Source organism: Flavimobilis soli, assembly GCF_002564025.1.
Lineage (GTDB): Bacteria > Actinomycetota > Actinomycetes > Actinomycetales > Cellulomonadaceae > Flavimobilis > Flavimobilis soli.
Window position 1 is genome coordinate 1184477 of record NZ_PDJH01000001.1, and the last position, 16085, is coordinate 1200561.

At 68.6% G+C, this 16085-nt stretch carries 16 protein-coding genes; 7 read left to right on the forward strand and 9 right to left on the reverse strand.

All coding sequences use genetic code 11. The annotated features are described in order from the left end of the window. Position 1: 1 nt before the first annotated feature. The 7 genes from ATL41_RS05430 to ATL41_RS05460 form a co-directional block, all read right to left on the reverse strand. Positions 2-1324 (reverse strand): WG repeat-containing protein, encoded by a 1323-nt coding sequence (locus ATL41_RS05430; RefSeq protein ID WP_098457570.1) that lies wholly within the window; start codon positions 1322-1324, stop codon positions 2-4. Next, on the reverse strand, positions 1325-2203 hold the full coding sequence (locus tag ATL41_RS05435; protein ID WP_098457571.1) for an A24 family peptidase: 879 nt from the start codon (positions 2201-2203) through the stop codon (positions 1325-1327). It abuts the gene before it with no gap. Then, positions 2200-2808 (reverse strand): hypothetical protein, encoded by a 609-nt coding sequence (locus ATL41_RS05440; RefSeq protein WP_098457572.1) that lies wholly within the window; start codon positions 2806-2808, stop codon positions 2200-2202. Before ATL41_RS05440 ends, ATL41_RS05435 begins: the two co-directional genes overlap by 4 nt. After that, on the reverse strand, positions 2808-5387 hold the full coding sequence (locus ATL41_RS05445) for a hypothetical protein (RefSeq protein WP_169924499.1): 2580 nt from the start codon (positions 5385-5387) through the stop codon (positions 2808-2810). Before ATL41_RS05445 ends, ATL41_RS05440 begins: the two co-directional genes overlap by 1 nt. A 72-nt stretch (positions 5388-5459) precedes the next feature. Further along, on the reverse strand, positions 5460-6110 hold the full coding sequence (locus ATL41_RS05450) for a hypothetical protein (protein ID WP_098457574.1): 651 nt from the start codon (positions 6108-6110) through the stop codon (positions 5460-5462). Between the two features lie 64 nt (positions 6111-6174). Then, the gene (locus ATL41_RS05455; RefSeq protein WP_098457575.1) at positions 6175-6396 is read right to left on the reverse strand and encodes a Flp1 family type IVb pilin; all 222 of its coding nucleotides are present in this window, start codon (positions 6394-6396) and stop codon (positions 6175-6177) included. A gap of 107 nt (positions 6397-6503) precedes the next feature. Next, the gene (locus tag ATL41_RS05460) at positions 6504-7403 is read right to left on the reverse strand and encodes a DUF4232 domain-containing protein (RefSeq protein ID WP_098457576.1); all 900 of its coding nucleotides are present in this window, start codon (positions 7401-7403) and stop codon (positions 6504-6506) included. Positions 7404-7601: 198 nt separating this feature from the next. On the opposite strand from ATL41_RS05460, the gene ATL41_RS05465 reads away from it, so the two are divergent. The 7 genes from ATL41_RS05465 (at position 7602) to ATL41_RS05495 (ending at position 14536) form a co-directional block, all read left to right on the forward strand. Continuing rightward, complete coding sequence (locus tag ATL41_RS05465) at positions 7602-8693, forward strand: nucleotide-binding protein (RefSeq protein WP_098457577.1); 1092 nt, start codon at positions 7602-7604, stop codon at positions 8691-8693. Next, positions 8690-9928, forward strand: coding sequence for a TadA family conjugal transfer-associated ATPase (locus tag ATL41_RS05470; RefSeq protein WP_098457578.1), 1239 nt, complete (start codon positions 8690-8692; stop codon positions 9926-9928). The genes ATL41_RS05465 and ATL41_RS05470 overlap by 4 nt, the downstream gene beginning before the upstream one ends. A gap of 10 nt (positions 9929-9938) precedes the next feature. Continuing rightward, positions 9939-10784, forward strand: a complete 846-nt coding sequence (locus ATL41_RS05475; RefSeq protein WP_098457579.1) for a type II secretion system F family protein — start codon at positions 9939-9941, stop codon at positions 10782-10784. A gap of 4 nt (positions 10785-10788) precedes the next feature. Then, on the forward strand, positions 10789-11661 hold the full coding sequence (locus tag ATL41_RS05480) for a type II secretion system F family protein (RefSeq protein WP_098457580.1): 873 nt from the start codon (positions 10789-10791) through the stop codon (positions 11659-11661). A gap of 424 nt (positions 11662-12085) precedes the next feature. Beyond that, the gene (locus tag ATL41_RS05485; RefSeq protein WP_098457581.1) at positions 12086-12295 is read left to right on the forward strand and encodes a hypothetical protein; all 210 of its coding nucleotides are present in this window, start codon (positions 12086-12088) and stop codon (positions 12293-12295) included. A gap of 76 nt (positions 12296-12371) precedes the next feature. Then, the gene (locus ATL41_RS05490) at positions 12372-13445 is read left to right on the forward strand and encodes a TFIIB-type zinc ribbon-containing protein (RefSeq protein ID WP_098457582.1); all 1074 of its coding nucleotides are present in this window, start codon (positions 12372-12374) and stop codon (positions 13443-13445) included. Continuing rightward, positions 13445-14536, forward strand: coding sequence for a TFIIB-type zinc ribbon-containing protein (locus ATL41_RS05495; RefSeq protein WP_098457583.1), 1092 nt, complete (start codon positions 13445-13447; stop codon positions 14534-14536). The genes ATL41_RS05490 and ATL41_RS05495 overlap by 1 nt, the downstream gene beginning before the upstream one ends. A 22-nt stretch (positions 14537-14558) precedes the next feature. Here the strand turns inward: ATL41_RS05495 and ATL41_RS05500 are convergent, their stop codons facing one another. Together ATL41_RS05500 and rplL are read right to left on the reverse strand one after the other, a co-directional pair. Then, positions 14559-15413, reverse strand: coding sequence for a hypothetical protein (locus ATL41_RS05500; RefSeq protein ID WP_098457584.1), 855 nt, complete (start codon positions 15411-15413; stop codon positions 14559-14561). Between the two features lie 216 nt (positions 15414-15629). Continuing rightward, a complete protein-coding gene (gene rplL / locus ATL41_RS05505) occupies positions 15630-16019 on the reverse strand; it encodes a 50S ribosomal protein L7/L12 (RefSeq protein ID WP_098457585.1) in 390 nt (129 codons plus the stop codon). Between the last annotated feature and the right edge of the window lie 66 nt (positions 16020-16085).

Below are 16085 nucleotides of genomic sequence, written 5' to 3' on the forward strand. Positions count from 1 at the left end.
GCTAGTCCTCCTCGTAGCGCAGAAGCTGAAGCAACACCCACCGGGGTGTCTTCCCGGGCTCCGGCGCCTGGCGCACGAGCGCGGCACCGGTCGACGCGAACACCGTCGCGTCGCTGAACGCGGGCTCGATCACGACGTCGCCCGTCGAGCTCGCGTAGCCCCAGAGCTCATCGACCTTGACCGGCGCGAGCCCGAAGCGCGGCGATCGAGCGTCGGTGAACTGCGGGGTGACCGTCCACTCGCCGTCCTTGTCGAGAAGACCCCATCCGGCCGCCGTCTGGACGGCGGCGACCTTGTCGACGAACGGCTTCGCGTCGACGAAGGTCTCGTCGGAGACCTTGGACCCGTCGGCTGCGTACAGTGCGACGGCGCCCTCCTTGACGGCGAAGAACCGCCCTTCTGCACCCAGCGTGCCGCGCTCGTCGACCTTGACCGACTCGAGCCCGCCGAGGACGACCTGCCCGCCGGTGTCGATCACGGACCAGGTCTGGCCGTCCGTGACAGCGGCGATGCCGCCGTGGAAAGAGGTCCCGTCGGCGTACCGCTGCTCGCCGAACACGGGCGCGAAGGACAGGTCGAGGTAGCCGACGGAACCGTCTGCGGTGCGGGCCGGGAAGATCCCGTCGCCGATCGCGCCGTAGGACACGTAGTCGACCTTCGTCGCCACGAGGTCGGTCTCGCCCTTCGTGTTCATGAAGTAGGGCTTGCCCTCCGCGTCGACGACGGGGATGCGGCCCTCGGCGAGAGCCCCGACGGACGCGTGCGTGCGGCCCACCCCGCGGCCGTTGGCGCGGACCGCGCGCCAGCCGTCCCCGGTGTCGACCGCCGCGACGTCGTCGTAGAAGGGCGTGGCGTCCTCGAAACCGGTGGAGCCGAGCTCATAGACGTATGCGATCGAGTCGGCGACGCCTGTGAGCCGCTCGCCCGTGACCTCTGCCGCCTCGGCCGCGCGGATCACCTCGAACGCTCTCGTGTAGTCCTCGTCCGCGACCGCAGCCTCGACGAGTGCGGCGTACGCCTCGGCGTCGTCGTACGTCCGGGCGATCGACCACAGCGCCTCGTCGCGCTCCTTGGGCGTCCCGTTCTCCTGGAGGTACTTCGCACGCTCCCACGCGACGTCGCGCGACGGCCGGAGGTCCAGCGCCGCCTGGTACGAGGCGAGGACCTCGTGCGTCACGCCACGCTCGGCGGCCGAGCGAGCCGCGGCAAGGTGCTGCTCGTACGCCGCGCCGTCCGCGACGTTGCTGCGGACGAGGCTGAACCAGCCACCGCCCACGAGCAGGACGAGCACGCCGAGCACGACGTAGCGGTACCAGCTCGACATTCAGGCTCCTGTCAGAGAGACGACGAGCACCGTCGAGACGGTACCCACCAGGACTGCGGGGCAGAGAGGGAACGAGTCCTTGCGTGTTGCCCTGCGGGTGGCGAGCACCCACGCCGAGTAGACGAACGCTACCGCGAAGGAGACGAACACGGCCGCGATCGCGAGCCGGGCACCGAGCAGGAGCGGGAACAGCATGAAGAGGATGACGTCCCCTCCGCCGAGGCCCGCTCGGCTCGTCATCCGGACGAGCCAGAACGCGATACCGACGACGGCTGCGACGGCGGCCTCCTGCCCGAGGCTCGACCAGCTGACACCATCCTCGAACGTCTCGATGACGAGGCTCAGCCCGCGGCCGAGGACCAGCACGACGAGCATCCGTGTCGACACGACGCCGAACCTCACGTCGAGGATCGCGACAGGGACCAGCACCGTCATCATCACGGCGGCCCGGACCTGGAACGACAGCGGAAGTCCTCCCGACGCCCAGGCGATCGCGAGGACGACGACGGCCGCCGCGACGGCCCACGGAGCGTAGACCGACAGCCACCGGTCGAGCGCGCCCGACGGCGCAGGTGCGTCTTGTCCGGCGTCCCCGGCGGCACCGGGCGAGACCGTCGCGACGGCTGCCCCCGGCGGGGGCGCCGCGTCGATCGCCTCCGCGGGGAGAGGCTCGGCGGCGTCCGTCGCGTCGGCGGCGCCGGGACGGTCCGGTGCCAGACGACGCTCGGCCGCGCTCGGCCGCCCGCTCGAGCCGACTGCATCGTCGCCGCCTGTCTGCTCGGTCACGGCGCCGAACGATGCGACGTACCGCGTCCCGAGCATGGTGAGGAGGACGGCCACGACGATCACGATCGCGGCGTCCAGGAGGTTCTCCGTCATTCGCTGTCCTCTGCGTCGCCCCAGCGCGTCGACTCCGCGTGGGCCTGCATCTCGACCGACCGGTCCCCGAAGAACCACAGGCGCACCTTGTAGCGCGCGTCGAGCACGACCTTGTCGCCCGTCATGACCGTCGTGGTGCCCGAGTCGAACGTGACGCCCTCGGCGCCACCGATGACTCCGAGCGCGTGGAGCAGGTCGTCCTGCGACTCCAGCTGCCCAGCGACCGCCCGGCTCGCCATCTCCGCCTCGGGGACCCGGTTCGCCATGAGCGCGAGGGCGTTGTTCGAGCCGTTGAGCCCGAACACGTCGTCGTTGGAGCCGAGCGCGCCGACCATCTCCTCGACGAGGTCGATCACCGTCGCCGCGTCCGCCGTCACGGCCGCGCTCTGGACGTACGACGCCTGCGACAGCGCGATCGCTGCCTGGTTGACCGCGACCGTCACCTTGGCCTGGGCGATCGCGACCGAGGAGAGCTTGAGGACCAGGATCATGAAGAGCAGGTAGACCGGGAGCGCCATGGCCGCCTCGACGATGAGGTAGCCGCGCGCACCGGCAGGTCGCTGCGCAGGGCGCGCGTCGGGTGCACCCCGGACGAGCCGTGCCATCAGAAGCCCCCGACCGTGGTGAGCCGGAACTTCCCGGAGTCGCCCTCGAAGAGCGAGTCCGCTGGTCCGCTCCCGCCGAAGAAGGTCGCGACGAACGGTTGGACCTCGTACTGGGAGGACACGGTGAACGCCGTGCCTGCCTTCTCCAGGTGGAAGTCGTCCCGTCCCAGGTAGCCCATGTTGAAGTCGATGATGTCCCCGGCGCGGCGGACCTGGCCCTCGCTGTCGGCGATCCACCCGATGATCAGGAAGATCTTGAGGTAGTGGATGTAGCCGAGCTCGACCTCGCCCAGCTGCCGGCGCTTGCCGGAGGTCCTCTTCTCCTGTGTCGAGTTGTAGCTCTGCTGGACCTCGCCGATCGACAGGGCCTCTTTGGAGAGCTCGGCCCCGAAGCGCAGGACGGACAGCTCCTTGGGGATGAAGGTGACCAGCTCTCCGTTGCGCATCCTCGCCATGTCGTCGAACGTCTGGATCAGGGCCGCGACGAACGGCACGGCGGCGGCGAGCCAGCCGACGAACGGGATCCCCGCGACGACCATCCGGATCGCGGTGACGATCCTGTCGGAGAAGGCCACGACGAGATTGATGCCGTACCGCAGGAGGGAGATCATCCCGTACACCGCGGCGGGGCTGTTGAGACCGGTGAGGACGTACTCCACCTCGCTGGCGCAGTCGCCCTCCCAGCACATGTCGGGGTAGTCCTCCTGGGAGATCCGCTCCCCGGGGTCGCCGTCCGAGGTGGCACCGCCCTCCGGCGTGCGCTTCTTGGGGTCCTTCTCGACGTCTGCGGCCTTCTTGTCGGCAGACTCCTTCTTCTGCGCGGCGCACTTCGCGCTCCAGAGGCAGTTCTGGTTCTTGCTCTGCTCCATGGTCACCGAGACGTTGTCCAGGGTGGAGTACGTGAACATGCCGGTGACGTACTCGGTGAAGAACACCCCGTCGCGGACGTCCTCGGCCTTCTGCAAGAGCCCGTCCACGAGCCCGAGCACCGAGTCGAGCAGGCTCGTGGAGTCGGCCGAGAAGGCGTCGAGGTCGGTCTCGTCAGCGTCCGCGAAGGCCGCCAGCTCCTCCGTGGCTTCTTCGCTCCCGGACGCGCCGCCGAGGCTCGGCCGGTTGTCCCACCGGTCGGTACCTTCGTAGGGAGTGGCCTTCTGGGTCGCGACGGCGTCGAGGAGCTCTCCGTAGGAGACGGCGCGGTCCTTGAGCGACTTGATCATGGCCTGGACCGACACGGTCGCCTGCTCGGACACCTCGGCGGAGATGCCGCGCTTGACGGCGTCGACCAGGTCCTCGCCAAGCTCCTTGAGGCCCTTCTCGGCGAGGTCCTTCAGCTTGGAGAAGAGCATCGCGTCCGTGAGCTCGCGCAGGGGACCGTTGAGGTCCTGGTACACCAGGGTCCAGATGTTGTCCCACGTACCCTCGAGGATCGACAGGAGGGCAGCGTCGCCGGGCTCCTCGCCCGCGTCCTTCGCCTCCTTGTAGGCGTCGATCGCGTCGCCGACCGTCGACGAGAGCATGCTGACGAGCTTCGCCTTCGTGTACTTCTCGGCGAGGATCGGCTTCGCGTCCTTGGCGAAGCGGTCGAGGGCGTTGCTCAGCTCTGCCCGGTCGCGCTCCGAGAACCGGTTGAGGATCGCGTCCTTGACCTTCTGCGCGGTGGTCTTGAGGAAACCAGCGTCCTCCTGCGCGTCCTTGCCGTCCGAGTCTGCCCCGGCCGACACTTCCTCGTCCTTCTTGGCAGCGGGAAGGAGGTCCTTGTCGACGAAGTCGATGAGGTCGCTCGCCGCTGTGACGACGCCCGTCGGGTCGAGCTTCATGAGGGCCGTGGCCGCGGCCCCGGCCTTCGTCGCCGCGTCCTCGATGATCGTCCAGATCTCCAGGGCGCGCGTCTGCGCCTGGTCGAAGGCGCGGCGAGAGGCCGCCGAGGGGTAGGCCTCGTAGTCCAGGTAGGCGCGCGCGAGGTCGAGGAACCGCTGCTTGATCGAGTCCGGGCCGTCGTCCGCGAGGAGCGTGTTCAGCTTGGTGAGGGCGTCGTAGGCCGCGGTGAGCTGGTCAGCCATCTCGGCGACCTGGTCGGCAAGGTCGTTGACCTCGTCGACCAGCTTCGCGAGCTTGTTGATGCCCTCGACGCGCTTCTTGACGAGCTCGATCTTCGTCTGGAGGTTGATGAGCCAGTTGATGGACTCCGCAAGCTGGGACATGAACTCGACGGGCGCCCGGTACTTCATGTACTCGACGATCTGGTTGGTGAGCACGTCGGCCTGCGCCAGGTTGGCGTTGGCCACGACCTCGACCTCTCCGAAGTCCTCGCTCGAGAACTTCAGGCGCAGGACGTCGCCCCCGCCGTCCCCTGACGCCGAGGAGGCGAGGATCTGCCGTGCGGCGACGTCGAGCTCCTCGCTGTCGATGACGGCGAGCAGGCCGAAGGTCTGCCTCAGCAGGTCGTCGTGCTTGGCGAGGACGTCGTTGATCGCCAGCTGCTGTGCCGAGCGCACGACCGAACGTGCGAGGACACCGCGGCTCCCGTCGACGAAGAGACCCGCGACGACCATGATCGGCACCAGCACGAGGGTCAGCACCACCGTCACGGAACCGCGTGGCCCGAGCTCGCGCCGTCTCATCATTCCCCAGCCCTCACTGACTCTGACGTGCTATCCGAAGAGGTTCTTGACGAGCGACACGAAGCCTGAGATGGCGCCGACGATGGTCTGCACCGAGTCGGTGAGCTTCGCCCCACCGTTCGCCTCGTGCAGGTCGTCCATCATGTCGATCGTCCTGACGAACTCGCCCATGGGCGTGACCGTCGTGGCAGAGCTCGCCTCGAGGGCGAGGTCGATCCTGCCCTCGGGCAGCAGATACGTGTCGACCGGGACCGTGAGCCCGTAGCTGAGCGACACGGCGAACTCGCCCTGGATGATCCGCGAGCTGTAGTCGACCTGCGCCCCGCCCTCCCCGAGCCGGGGAGCGAGCCCGAAGATGCTCGCGTCCTGCGCGGACAGGAGCTTGTCGACGTTCTCCTTGACGGTCGCCGTGACGGCCTCGGTCCCTGTGCCCGCGGGTCCGTTGAACAGGAAGCGGTAGGGGTCGTTCTCGATCGAGCCAGGCACGAGCGTCGCCTGCCCGCCCTCGGTCGGGACCGTGATGTGGGGAAGCGTGGCCGACCCGATCTGGGCGCCGCCCAGCACGGCCGCGTCGAGGACGGCCGCCTCGACGCGGGCGCGCTGGTAGAAGGTGTCCCCCAAGAACATCACGACGACGAGCAGCATGAATACCACGGGGTACACGAACGCCGCTTCGACCACGACGAGACCGTCGCGGCCCCGCGGTCTCCGCCTCGTCACCTGGTGCTCCTGTCGCGCGGGCTCGTCAGCCCATGTCGGTGCTGTTGCCATCCTCGACGCCCGAGCCGATCGTCTCGACCAGGCTGGAGATCCAGCCCTCGATCGCCTCGCGGAAGAAGAGGACCAGCGTCACCGCGATGACGATGAGGAGAACCGTCGCGACGATGTTCACCTCGCCCCGGTCGCTCTTGACGTTGTCACGGACCTGTGCGGACCAGGCCTGCGCGCGAGCAGCGAACGTGTACATGTGGTTCCCCTTGTGATGTATGTCGTGAAGCGGTGGGCCCGGCCGGGCCCTGGTCGGGTGCGCGCCACACTTGCCCGCTGGTTGGCGGGTGGCGGCGAGATCTGTGGTCAGTCCTCGAGGAACGCGGGTTCGAACCTCACCACGCGGTACTCGGCGACGTCCTCCGTCGCGCTGAGCCCCTGGTAGGCGTAGGAGGGGAACTCGGGGTCCTTCTCGTAGTCATACCGAGCCGCGATGGTGGCGGGGATCTCGTACGTGGTGGTCTCGCCGACCTCGATCGCCTCGAGGGCCCACGCAGAGAAGTGCGCGACGACTGCTCCGGACGCGTCGACCCCCTGGATGTACACGTCGTCCTGCGGGGTGAGCCCGTACGGTGCCGGGACGCCGTCTCGGACGGCCTTCTTCGTGATGGTCACCGGGAGCACGGCGTCGGCGCCCTCACCCGAGACCGCCCCGAACTCGACGTCGGCGTCGTAGTAGTCGTACACCGGCCAGGTGGCGACCTCCTGAACGGCGATCGTGAGCTGCTCGACCGGCTGCCCACCCTCGGTGTCCCCGTCGAACTCGACGACATCGTCGAGGTTGAACAGCTGGACGTTCGCCGTGGCTCCGGGCTCGAGGACGACGTCCGCGGTGTCCACCTCGTAGGCGCCGCCGTCACCCTCGACGGTCACGAACGCCTTCACGCGGCAGGTCGCGGTCCCGGGGTTCGTGACGGTCACCGGGACGTAGCGCCGCCAGCTCGTGCCGGCAGCCTCGCTCATCTCGTCCTGCACCGCGACGATCTCGCCCGCGGTCGCGAAGCTCGCCGGGTCCGCCACCGTCTCCTCCGCGCAGAGCGCGGGGCCTTGCGGGGTCTCGGCCGGGTCGGTCGTCGTCGACGACGCTCCAGTCGTCCCGGGGGCCGGGGTCTCAGGGTCGTCGCTGCAGCCCGCGAGCAGCAAGACGAGCACGCTGCCCGCCATGACGCCGCGGCACAACCGGCTCTTCGTCATCTCGGTCGTCACAGAGGAACCTTTCGAATCGACTGCCCAGGATGGCAGGCAGACGCGACGGTATCGGCAAGCGGAGGACCTCGCAATCGGAACGGCAATCCGCCCGGTCAGGGGCGTGTCCGCAGCTCCCCAGGCGCGGCGGGAGCCCTGCCGCTAGGCTTGCGCCGCGACTTGAGCGTCGCCCTTACCGCCACCCCAGGGACAGGACACATGCGCATCCAGCTGGTCGTGCTCGATCCGGATCAGGACTACCTCGAACGTCTCGCCCCCCGCCTGATGAACGCCTATCCCGGGCGGATCGACGTGCACGGCTTCACGTCCCGCGAGCAGGCGCTCCGGTTCGCGCCCGAGGTCCGCGCACACGTGTTCCTCGCCGATGCCGCGATGGGCGTGACGGCGGACATGCTCCCTCCGCGCTGCTCGCTGGGATGGCTCGTCGACTCCCCTGCGGTCGCGACCGTCGACGGCGTCGCGGCCGTGCCGCGTTTCACCCGCCTCGACGAGCTGTTCCGGAACGTCGTCCAGCTCATGGACACGGCAGAGGCCTCGGTCGAGCTCCGCCGCAGCCACAGCATCGGTTCCACCCAGCTCGTCACGGTGACGTCGCCGGCGGGCGGCGTCGGGACGTCGACGGTCGCTCTCACGCTCGCGCGGACGCTCGCGATGGCGGGCGACGGCCGACGGGTCCTGTACGTCGACCTCTCCGCGACCGCGGAGGTGTCGCACGTCGTCGGCGTCCCCGCGGGGGACGGGCCCACGTTCAGCGACGTCGTCTACGCCGTCAAGCGACGACGCGGCAACCTCCAGCTCCAGCTCGCCACCCTCGTGAAGCAGGACGCCTACGGCGTCCACTTCTTCCCGACGCCGAACGACCCAGCTGACGTCCTCGACCTGGACGCCGACGACGTCGCCGTCCTGCTCGACGCGCTCCTGCCGTCCGAGTCGTTCGACATCGTCGTCCTCGACGTCGGCTTCGAGGCCGCCCGACGCCTGTGGGCGCATGTCGAGCGCTCGAGCCGCCTCGTCCTCGTGACCGACGGCCGGCCGACGGCGAACCTCAAGGTCCGCCACGCCGCGCGTCTCCTCGAGCGTGTCGACCAGGAGCACGAGACGAGCGTGCTGGCCCGCTCCGTCGTCGTCTACAACCGCGCGAGCGCGACGCGCTCGGAGATCGACGGTGAGAGCCCGCTGCCGCCCGTCGCGGTCGTCTCGCGGTTCGAGGGTGCCAGCGAGAACGAGGTGCTCGAGCACGCGTACGCGTCGGGCGCCCTCGGCCCGCTCGTCACGGCCGTCTCCGCATGACGAACGACGAGCTGCGCACGATCGCGGACCAGCTGCGTGCCCAGGTGCTCCTCGACCCCGAGCTCGTCCGGCTGGACGACGACGCGCTCGAGGAGCACATCCGACAGCTGCTCGAGTCCCGGACCGCCGACCGGTACCTCTCGATCACCGACAAGGTGACCGTCGTCCAGCAGGTCTACGGCTCGATCCGCGGCCTCGGGCTCCTCGACAGCCTCCTGACGGACGAGTCCGTGACCGAGGTGATGGTCAACGGGCCCGACAACGTCTTCGTCGAGCGGTACGGGCGCGTCGAACGCATACCCGGCGGCTTCGAGAGCGCCCGCCGCCTCGAGGACATCATCCAGCGCATCGTGGGACTCGCCGGCCGGGAGGTGAACCAGGCCAACCCCATCGTCGACACCCGTCTGGCGGACGGCTCCCGCGTCAACGTGGTGCTCCCTCCCGTCGCGCTCGACGGCCCTACCGTGACGATCCGAAAGTTCTCGCGGGACCCGATGACCATCAGACGGCTCATCGGCTACGGGTCGATCACCGAGGAGGTCGCGGACTTCCTGCGGCTGCTCGTCCGGGCGCGCTACAACATCTTCATCTCCGGCGGGACCGGCTCCGGGAAGACGACCTTCCTCAACGCGCTGAGCAACTTCATCGGCGCCGACGAGCGCATCATCACGATCGAGGACTCGGCCGAGCTCCAGATCGACAACGTCACCAACCTCGTGCGGCTCGAGACCCGCAACGCGAACGTCGCGGGCACCGGCGAGATCACGATCCGCGACCTGATCCGATCCTCGCTCCGCATGCGGCCCGAGCGGATCGTCGTCGGCGAGGTCCGTGGCGCCGAGGCGCTCGACATGCTCCAGGCGATGAACACGGGTCACGACGGGTCGCTCTCGACCGGCCACGCGAACTCGACCGCCGACATGCTCAGCCGCCTCGAGACGATGGTCCTGCAGGCGTCCGCCACCCTCCCGCTCGAGGCCATCCGCCAGCAGATCGCGTCGGCGCTCGACATCGTGATCCACCTGTCGCGGCTGCGCGACCACTCGCGCCGCACGATGGAGATCAGCGAGGTCCTCGGCTACGAGGACGGGCACGTCGTGCTCAACCCGCTGTTCGAGTTCCGCGAGGACGCCTCCAGCACCCAGCAGAGCGTCTCCGGGCGCCTCGAGCGCACCGACAACGAGTTCCACGGGTCTGCCAAGCTGCGCCTGGCCGGCTTCCAGACGGACATCTGAGACGAGGACCATGGCAACGAAGCAACCCCGCCGGCCGCAGTACCGGCCGTCCCTCATCAACGTGCCCGCGTACGACTACGGCGTCTACCACTTCTCGTTCGTCGAGCGCCTTGCCTACGCGGCGCTCGCCGCGGTGGTCGCGGGCTTCGTGGGCTACCTGTTCTTCGGCGGCCTCGCCCAGGTCGACGGCGAGCCGACGACGGCGACGCACGTCCTCGACGCGATCGTGATCGTGGTGCCCGCGTTCTTCGGCGCGCGGGCGTTCCTCCGTATCCGCGCGGAGCAGCTGCGACGGGCAAAGCTCCAGGTGCTGCAGACCCAGTTCCGGGACATGCTCGACAGCCTGGTCGGCTCGCTCAGCGCGGGCGGCACGGTCATCCAGGGGTTCCAGCTCGCCCGCGACGACCTCGAGCGGCAGCACTCCCCCAACGCGCCGATCGTCCAGGAGCTCAACCTCCTCATCGCGGGGTTCCACAACAACATCCGGATCGAGGACATGCTGCACGACCTCGGCGAGCGCAGCGCGCACCCGGACATCGAGTCGTTCGCGAACGTCTTCAAGATCGCCTACCTCAGGGGTGCGGACATGAAGCTGGCGGTGACGAACTGCCACCAGGTCCTCTCCGAGAAGATGCAGATCGGTGCTGACATCGAAACGGGCCTCGCCGCCAGCAAGAACGAGGCCTTCATCATGGTGGTCATCCCGGTGATCCTCGTCGCGCTCCTCAAGAGCGGCGGTGGCACCTTCGCGGAAGGCCTGCGCTCCCCGGTGGGCGTCCTGTGCACCGCCGTGGCCGTGGCGATGTTCATCGGTGCCTTCGCCCTCGCCCGCCGCATCATGACGATCAGGATCTGAGCCGATGATCCTCACCCCGACCCAGATCGTCGTCATGGGGACCGGCACCGTCCTGCTGGCCCTGTGGATCACGCTGTTCGTCACCGGCCGACGTCATGCCCACCTGTTCGAGGGGCTCGATCCGAAGGCCTACCCGTTCCGCGAGCTCTACCCGATCGGGTACGAGCTCCTCGAGCGCGTCGGCTACGGCTACCGCACGCGACCGGACGTCCAGCTGCGCCAGCTCATGGAGATCATCTTCGGCGCGCGCTATGCGGAGTTCTACCTTCGGACCGTGCGCGCCCAGCAGGTCGTCACGGCCCTCACGGGCACGATCGTCGCGATCGGGATCTACGGCCTGACCAACGACGTCCAGATCCTCGGCCTGCTCCTCGTCTGCGCCTTCCTCGCCGCCTACTACTTCTCGGAGCGGCTCAAGACGCAGGTGCGCGAGCGCAACGCCGAGATGATCCGCGACTTCAGCGAGGTCGTCTCGACGCTCGCCCTCCTGACGAGCGCAGGGCTCATCCTGCGTGAGGCATGGTTCCAGACCAGCCGCGGCGGCGACTCCGCGATCTACGCCGAGATGCGTCGCTCGGTCGAGCAGATGGAGAACGGCGAGTCTGACATCGTCGCGATCCAGGAGTTCGGCGCGCGCAGCACGCTTCCCGAGGTCAAGAAGCTCGCAGCCCTGCTCGTCCAGAGCATCCAGCGCGGCGGCGCCGACCTGCCCGCGATGCTGACCCTGCAGAGCTCGGAGGCGTGGCAGGCCAAGAAGCAGATCGTCCAGCGCCAGTCCAACAAGGCGGGCACGAAGCTGCTCATGCCGATGATGCTGATGTTCGGCGGCATCCTGCTCATGGTCCTCGTCCCGATGTTCACCGGCATCGGGTTCTGACCAGCACCCGCACGACGACCAGCACAGCGCCCGGCGACCAGCCCAGCGGTGAAACGACCACCGGAGGAGAGCGAGACGATGAGCACTGACGACAGCTTCCCGGGAGCGTTGGCTCTCGCGTGCCCGACCTGCGAGTCACAGCAGCGCTACGCACCTGGCACGTCCACGCTGACGTGCACCGCCTCCGGGGCTGGCACCGCGGTCTACGCGCAGAGCAGCGCCGCACTCGTCGAGCATCCGCTTGGGTCACGAGCCACCACCTCAGCATCGACGAGCTCACGACCATCAACGCGGCAGAGTCCTTCACGAGCACGTACCTGCCGCTGTGGAGCTTCTCCGCGACGGCAACCACCACGTACGAGGGACGGCGCGGGGACCGCGAGCCTGTCCTTCTCCCTGGCGACCGCGTCGAGCTGCACACCGAGTGTCAGGCGAGTTCCCGGTTGGCGGCGGCAAGCTCGCACGGCTCCTGCTGACGTGCCTGGGGAAGCTCGCCCTGGTCGTCGTCGGGCTCGCAATCGTCCAGCGCCAGAGCAACAAGGCGGGCGCGAAGCTCCTCATGCCCATGCTGCTGATGTTCGCCGGGATCCTCATCCTCGTGATCGTCCCGATGTTCGTCTCCATGGGAGTCTGAGGACGCCCCCGCCCTCATCCGAAGCGCCAGCCCGTCGGGCGCACCTGTCCGCACAACCTCACCAGGAGCCAGGATCATGACCTCTCACGACGCCAGCCGCGAGCCGACGGGCCACCTCACGACGCGCTGCCCCGCGTGCAGCGCCCAGCTCGCGTACGTCCCCGGAACCGCCTCGATGCGATGCGGAAGCTGCGGCACCGAGGTGACGTTCACCCAGGGCGCCGCGAGCACGGGCACCGGCCAGGCCTACGACAGCTGGGCGACCCAGGATGCCGCCCGTGTGGGGGGCACCTCGGTCACCATGCGGTGCGAGGGGTGCGGGGCCGTCACCGAGAACGACTCGATGTCCACGACGTGCCAGTTCTGCGCATCGCACCTCGTCGCGCTCACCGGCGCCCCCGGCATGGTTGCTCCCGACGCCGTGCTTCCCTTCGCAGTCACCCCTGCGGCTGCACGCGAGAAGTTCCGCGCGTGGATCAACCACCAGTTCTTCGGGGTCAAGGCCCTCAAGAACATCAACGCGGAAGAGTCGCTCGTCGGGACCTACCTCCCCTACTGGAGCGTCAGCGCGACGACCGAGTCGTACTTCGAGGGTCAGCGTGGGGTCGACCACGAGGAGGAACGCTCCAACGGCGTCAAGGAGACCGTCACGCACTGGTACCCGCGGTCAGGCAGCGTGTCGGGAACGTACGAGGACACCTTCGTGCCGGGCAAGGAGGTCGACCTCAACCTCGCCGTGGCGATCGGCGGGCTCAAGATGAAGGACTTCGTCGCGTACCGCCCCGAGTACCTCGCCGGCTTCTCGACGGCACGCTACGACATCGACCCTGCGAACGCGGTCGAGAGCGCCAAGAGCAAGATCGTCAACCAGATCCGCGGCCGCGTCAACAGCGCGATCGGGGGCGACCACCAGAAGATCGAGAACATCCAGACGGCGTACTCCGACGTCTCGTTCCGGCTCGTCCTCGTCCCTGTCTGGATGGCGACGTTCGTCTTCGGCGGGAAGCGGTGGCCCATCCTGATCAGTGGTCGCACGGGTTCCGTCTACGGCAAGGTGCCCGTCAACCGGTTCAAGATGTTCGTCACGACGGCCGCGATGTTCGCCGTCGTCGTCGGCGGCGTCCTGCTCGCCATGAAGCTGTTCTCCTGATGACCGTCACCCCGGGCGGCAGCGACCGCGAGGCCCTCATGCTCGCCTGCCCCGCGTGCGGGTCCCAGCAACGTCACGAGCCGGGCACGAAGTCGCTCGCGTGCACCGCGTGCGGTGCACGCACTGCGATCCTCGAGCGGACCGGCGCCACCCTCGTCGAGCAGCCCTATGACGACTGGGTGCACGGCAACACCGGGCGTCAGGTCGCCAGCCTCGGCGGGGTCGTCATGAGATGCGAGGGCTGCCACGCGACAACCGAGATGGCCGAGCTCGCGAGCGTGTGCCAGTTCTGCCGCGGGCACCTCGTGCAGGTCACGTCGCCCGACGGTGTCGTGCCACCGTCCGGCGTGCTGCCGTTCCTGCTCGACCGGCGCCAGGCGACCGACGCCTTCACCGCCTGGGTCACGAGCCACCGCCTCGGCATCGACGAGCTCACGACGATCAACGCGGCAGAGTCATTCACGAGCACGTACCTGCCGGTGTGGAGCTTCTCCGCGACGGCGACCACCACGTACGAGGGACGGCGTGGGGACCGCAAGCCGGTCAGGCTCCCCGACGACCGCGTGGAGATGCACACCGAGTGGCAGGACGCTGCCGGCACGGTGACGACCCGGATCGACAGCCAGGTCGTCGAGGGTCGCAAGGTCTCCGTGGTCCAAGACCGGCTCGTGCGGAACCTCAGCCTCGAGGGGACCGTCCCGTTCCAGCCCGAGTACCTCGCCGGGCACACGGCGACGCGCTACGACCGCGACCCTGCCTCCGCGTTCGAGGAGGTGCGTCGAGCGGCCGAGAAGAAGCGCATCCCGAAAGACGTCCGCGACCACATCGGCGGTGACCGGACGGAGGTGCGCTCGGCGCTCACCGGCTACTCGGACGTGCGGTTCGCGCTCATCCTCGCTCCCCTGTGGGTCCTCACGTACATCGCTGCGGGCAAGACGTGGCAGGTGCTCGTCGACGGCCGCACGGGCGAGGTGGCGGGCGAGTTCCCGGTCGACGGCGGCAAGCTCGCGCGGCTCCTCCTCACATGGCTGGGAAAGCTCGCCCTGGTCGTCGTCGGGCTCGCAGCGGTCGTGTACTTCTTCAACCGCTGACTCCCGGTCCGCTCCGGCGCCGCTACTTGTCCAGGTCGGTGAAGTACGGGTAGGCGACGAACGTCCAGCTCACGACCGAGTCGTACGTCGACATTGGCATCAGTTCGCGCTCATAGCCGCTCGCGCCACCCCCGGCGAGGGCGAACCAGATGGTCGACTCACCCGGCACCGGGAGCGCCTCCTGCAGGTTGTGGGCCACGGTGATCACGTTGCCCTGCGCGTCGAGTCCGAGCAGTGCGAAACGGTCGTCGCGTGCAGAGAACAACCGATCCGGCATACCAGCCCCAACGCCCGTCGTGGTCACAACGACAGGGACCACAGTCTCGGAACCGACACCGTCGCGCTCCCCGACCTCGAAGGTCAGGTCGTAGTAGTCACCGAAGTAACGCCCGCTGGTGGCCTTCGTCACGGACGGAGCGAGTACCGCGGAGGTGTTCACCACCTCAGCATCGGGGAGCCCGAGCACACCATCGAGGTCGAACATCTGCCCAGAGAAGGACTGTCCCGGCAGCAGCGGGACGGAGAAGCCGTCCGTCGCCCTCCCGCTCTCGCCGTCGACCGCAAGATCTACCGTCAGCCCGAAGACGCATCGAACGTCCATCGTGTTGGTGAACGTGAAGGGCAGGTAGTGCCGCCAGGTGCGGCCCATGTGCTGCGACCACTCGTCCGTCGCAGCTCCCATCTCACCGAATGTCAGCGTGTAGTCGCCCTCTGCGCGCGCGCCAGGGGCGCACCAGCCGCCCGCCTCGCCGTCGTTCGAGGGAGCCGCAGTCGCCTCGACGCTGGACGGCGCTGCCGTCGCGTCACCCTCGCCCGTCGACGTCGCGGACGGCGTCGAGCTGCCACCGCCAGAACAGGCGCCGAGCAGAGCCGCCATCGCCAGCGCCGCAGCAGCGCGCCTCCATCGATAATGATCCACGTGAGCTTCCCTCGTGGTGTTGAGCGCGGCACCCCTGAGCTGCCGCGGATCGCCCCGCGACAATATCGGGGCCTCAGAGGCCCGGCAACCGGGCGGTGGAAGCACAGACACGACGAGGCCCGCACCACCGAAGTGGTGCGGGCCTCGTCAGCGATCAGCCCCGGAGGGCGGGGATCACTTGAGCTCGACGGTCGCGCCAGCGCCCTCGAGGGCAGCCTTGGCGGCCTCAGCCTTGTCCTTCGCGACACCCTCGAGAACCGGCTTCGGGGCGCCGTCAACGAGGTCCTTGGCCTCCTTCAGGCCGAGGCTCGTGAGGGCGCGCACCTCCTTGATGACCTGGATCTTCTTGTCACCGGCAGCGGCGAGGATGACGTCGAACTCGTCCTTCTCATCCTCGGCGTCGGCAGCAGCGCCACCCGCGGCGGGGGCGGCGACGGCAACGGCGGCCGGAGCAGCAGCGGTGACCTCGAAGGTCTCCTCGAAAGCCTTCACGAACTCGGAGAGCTCGATGAGGGAGAGCTCCTTGAAAGCCTCGATGAGCTCGGCGGTGGTGAGCTTCGCCATGATCGGCGTTCCTTCCTGTTGTCCTGCGTGAAGCAGAGAAAATGTTGTGAGTGCTGGTTGCGCGAA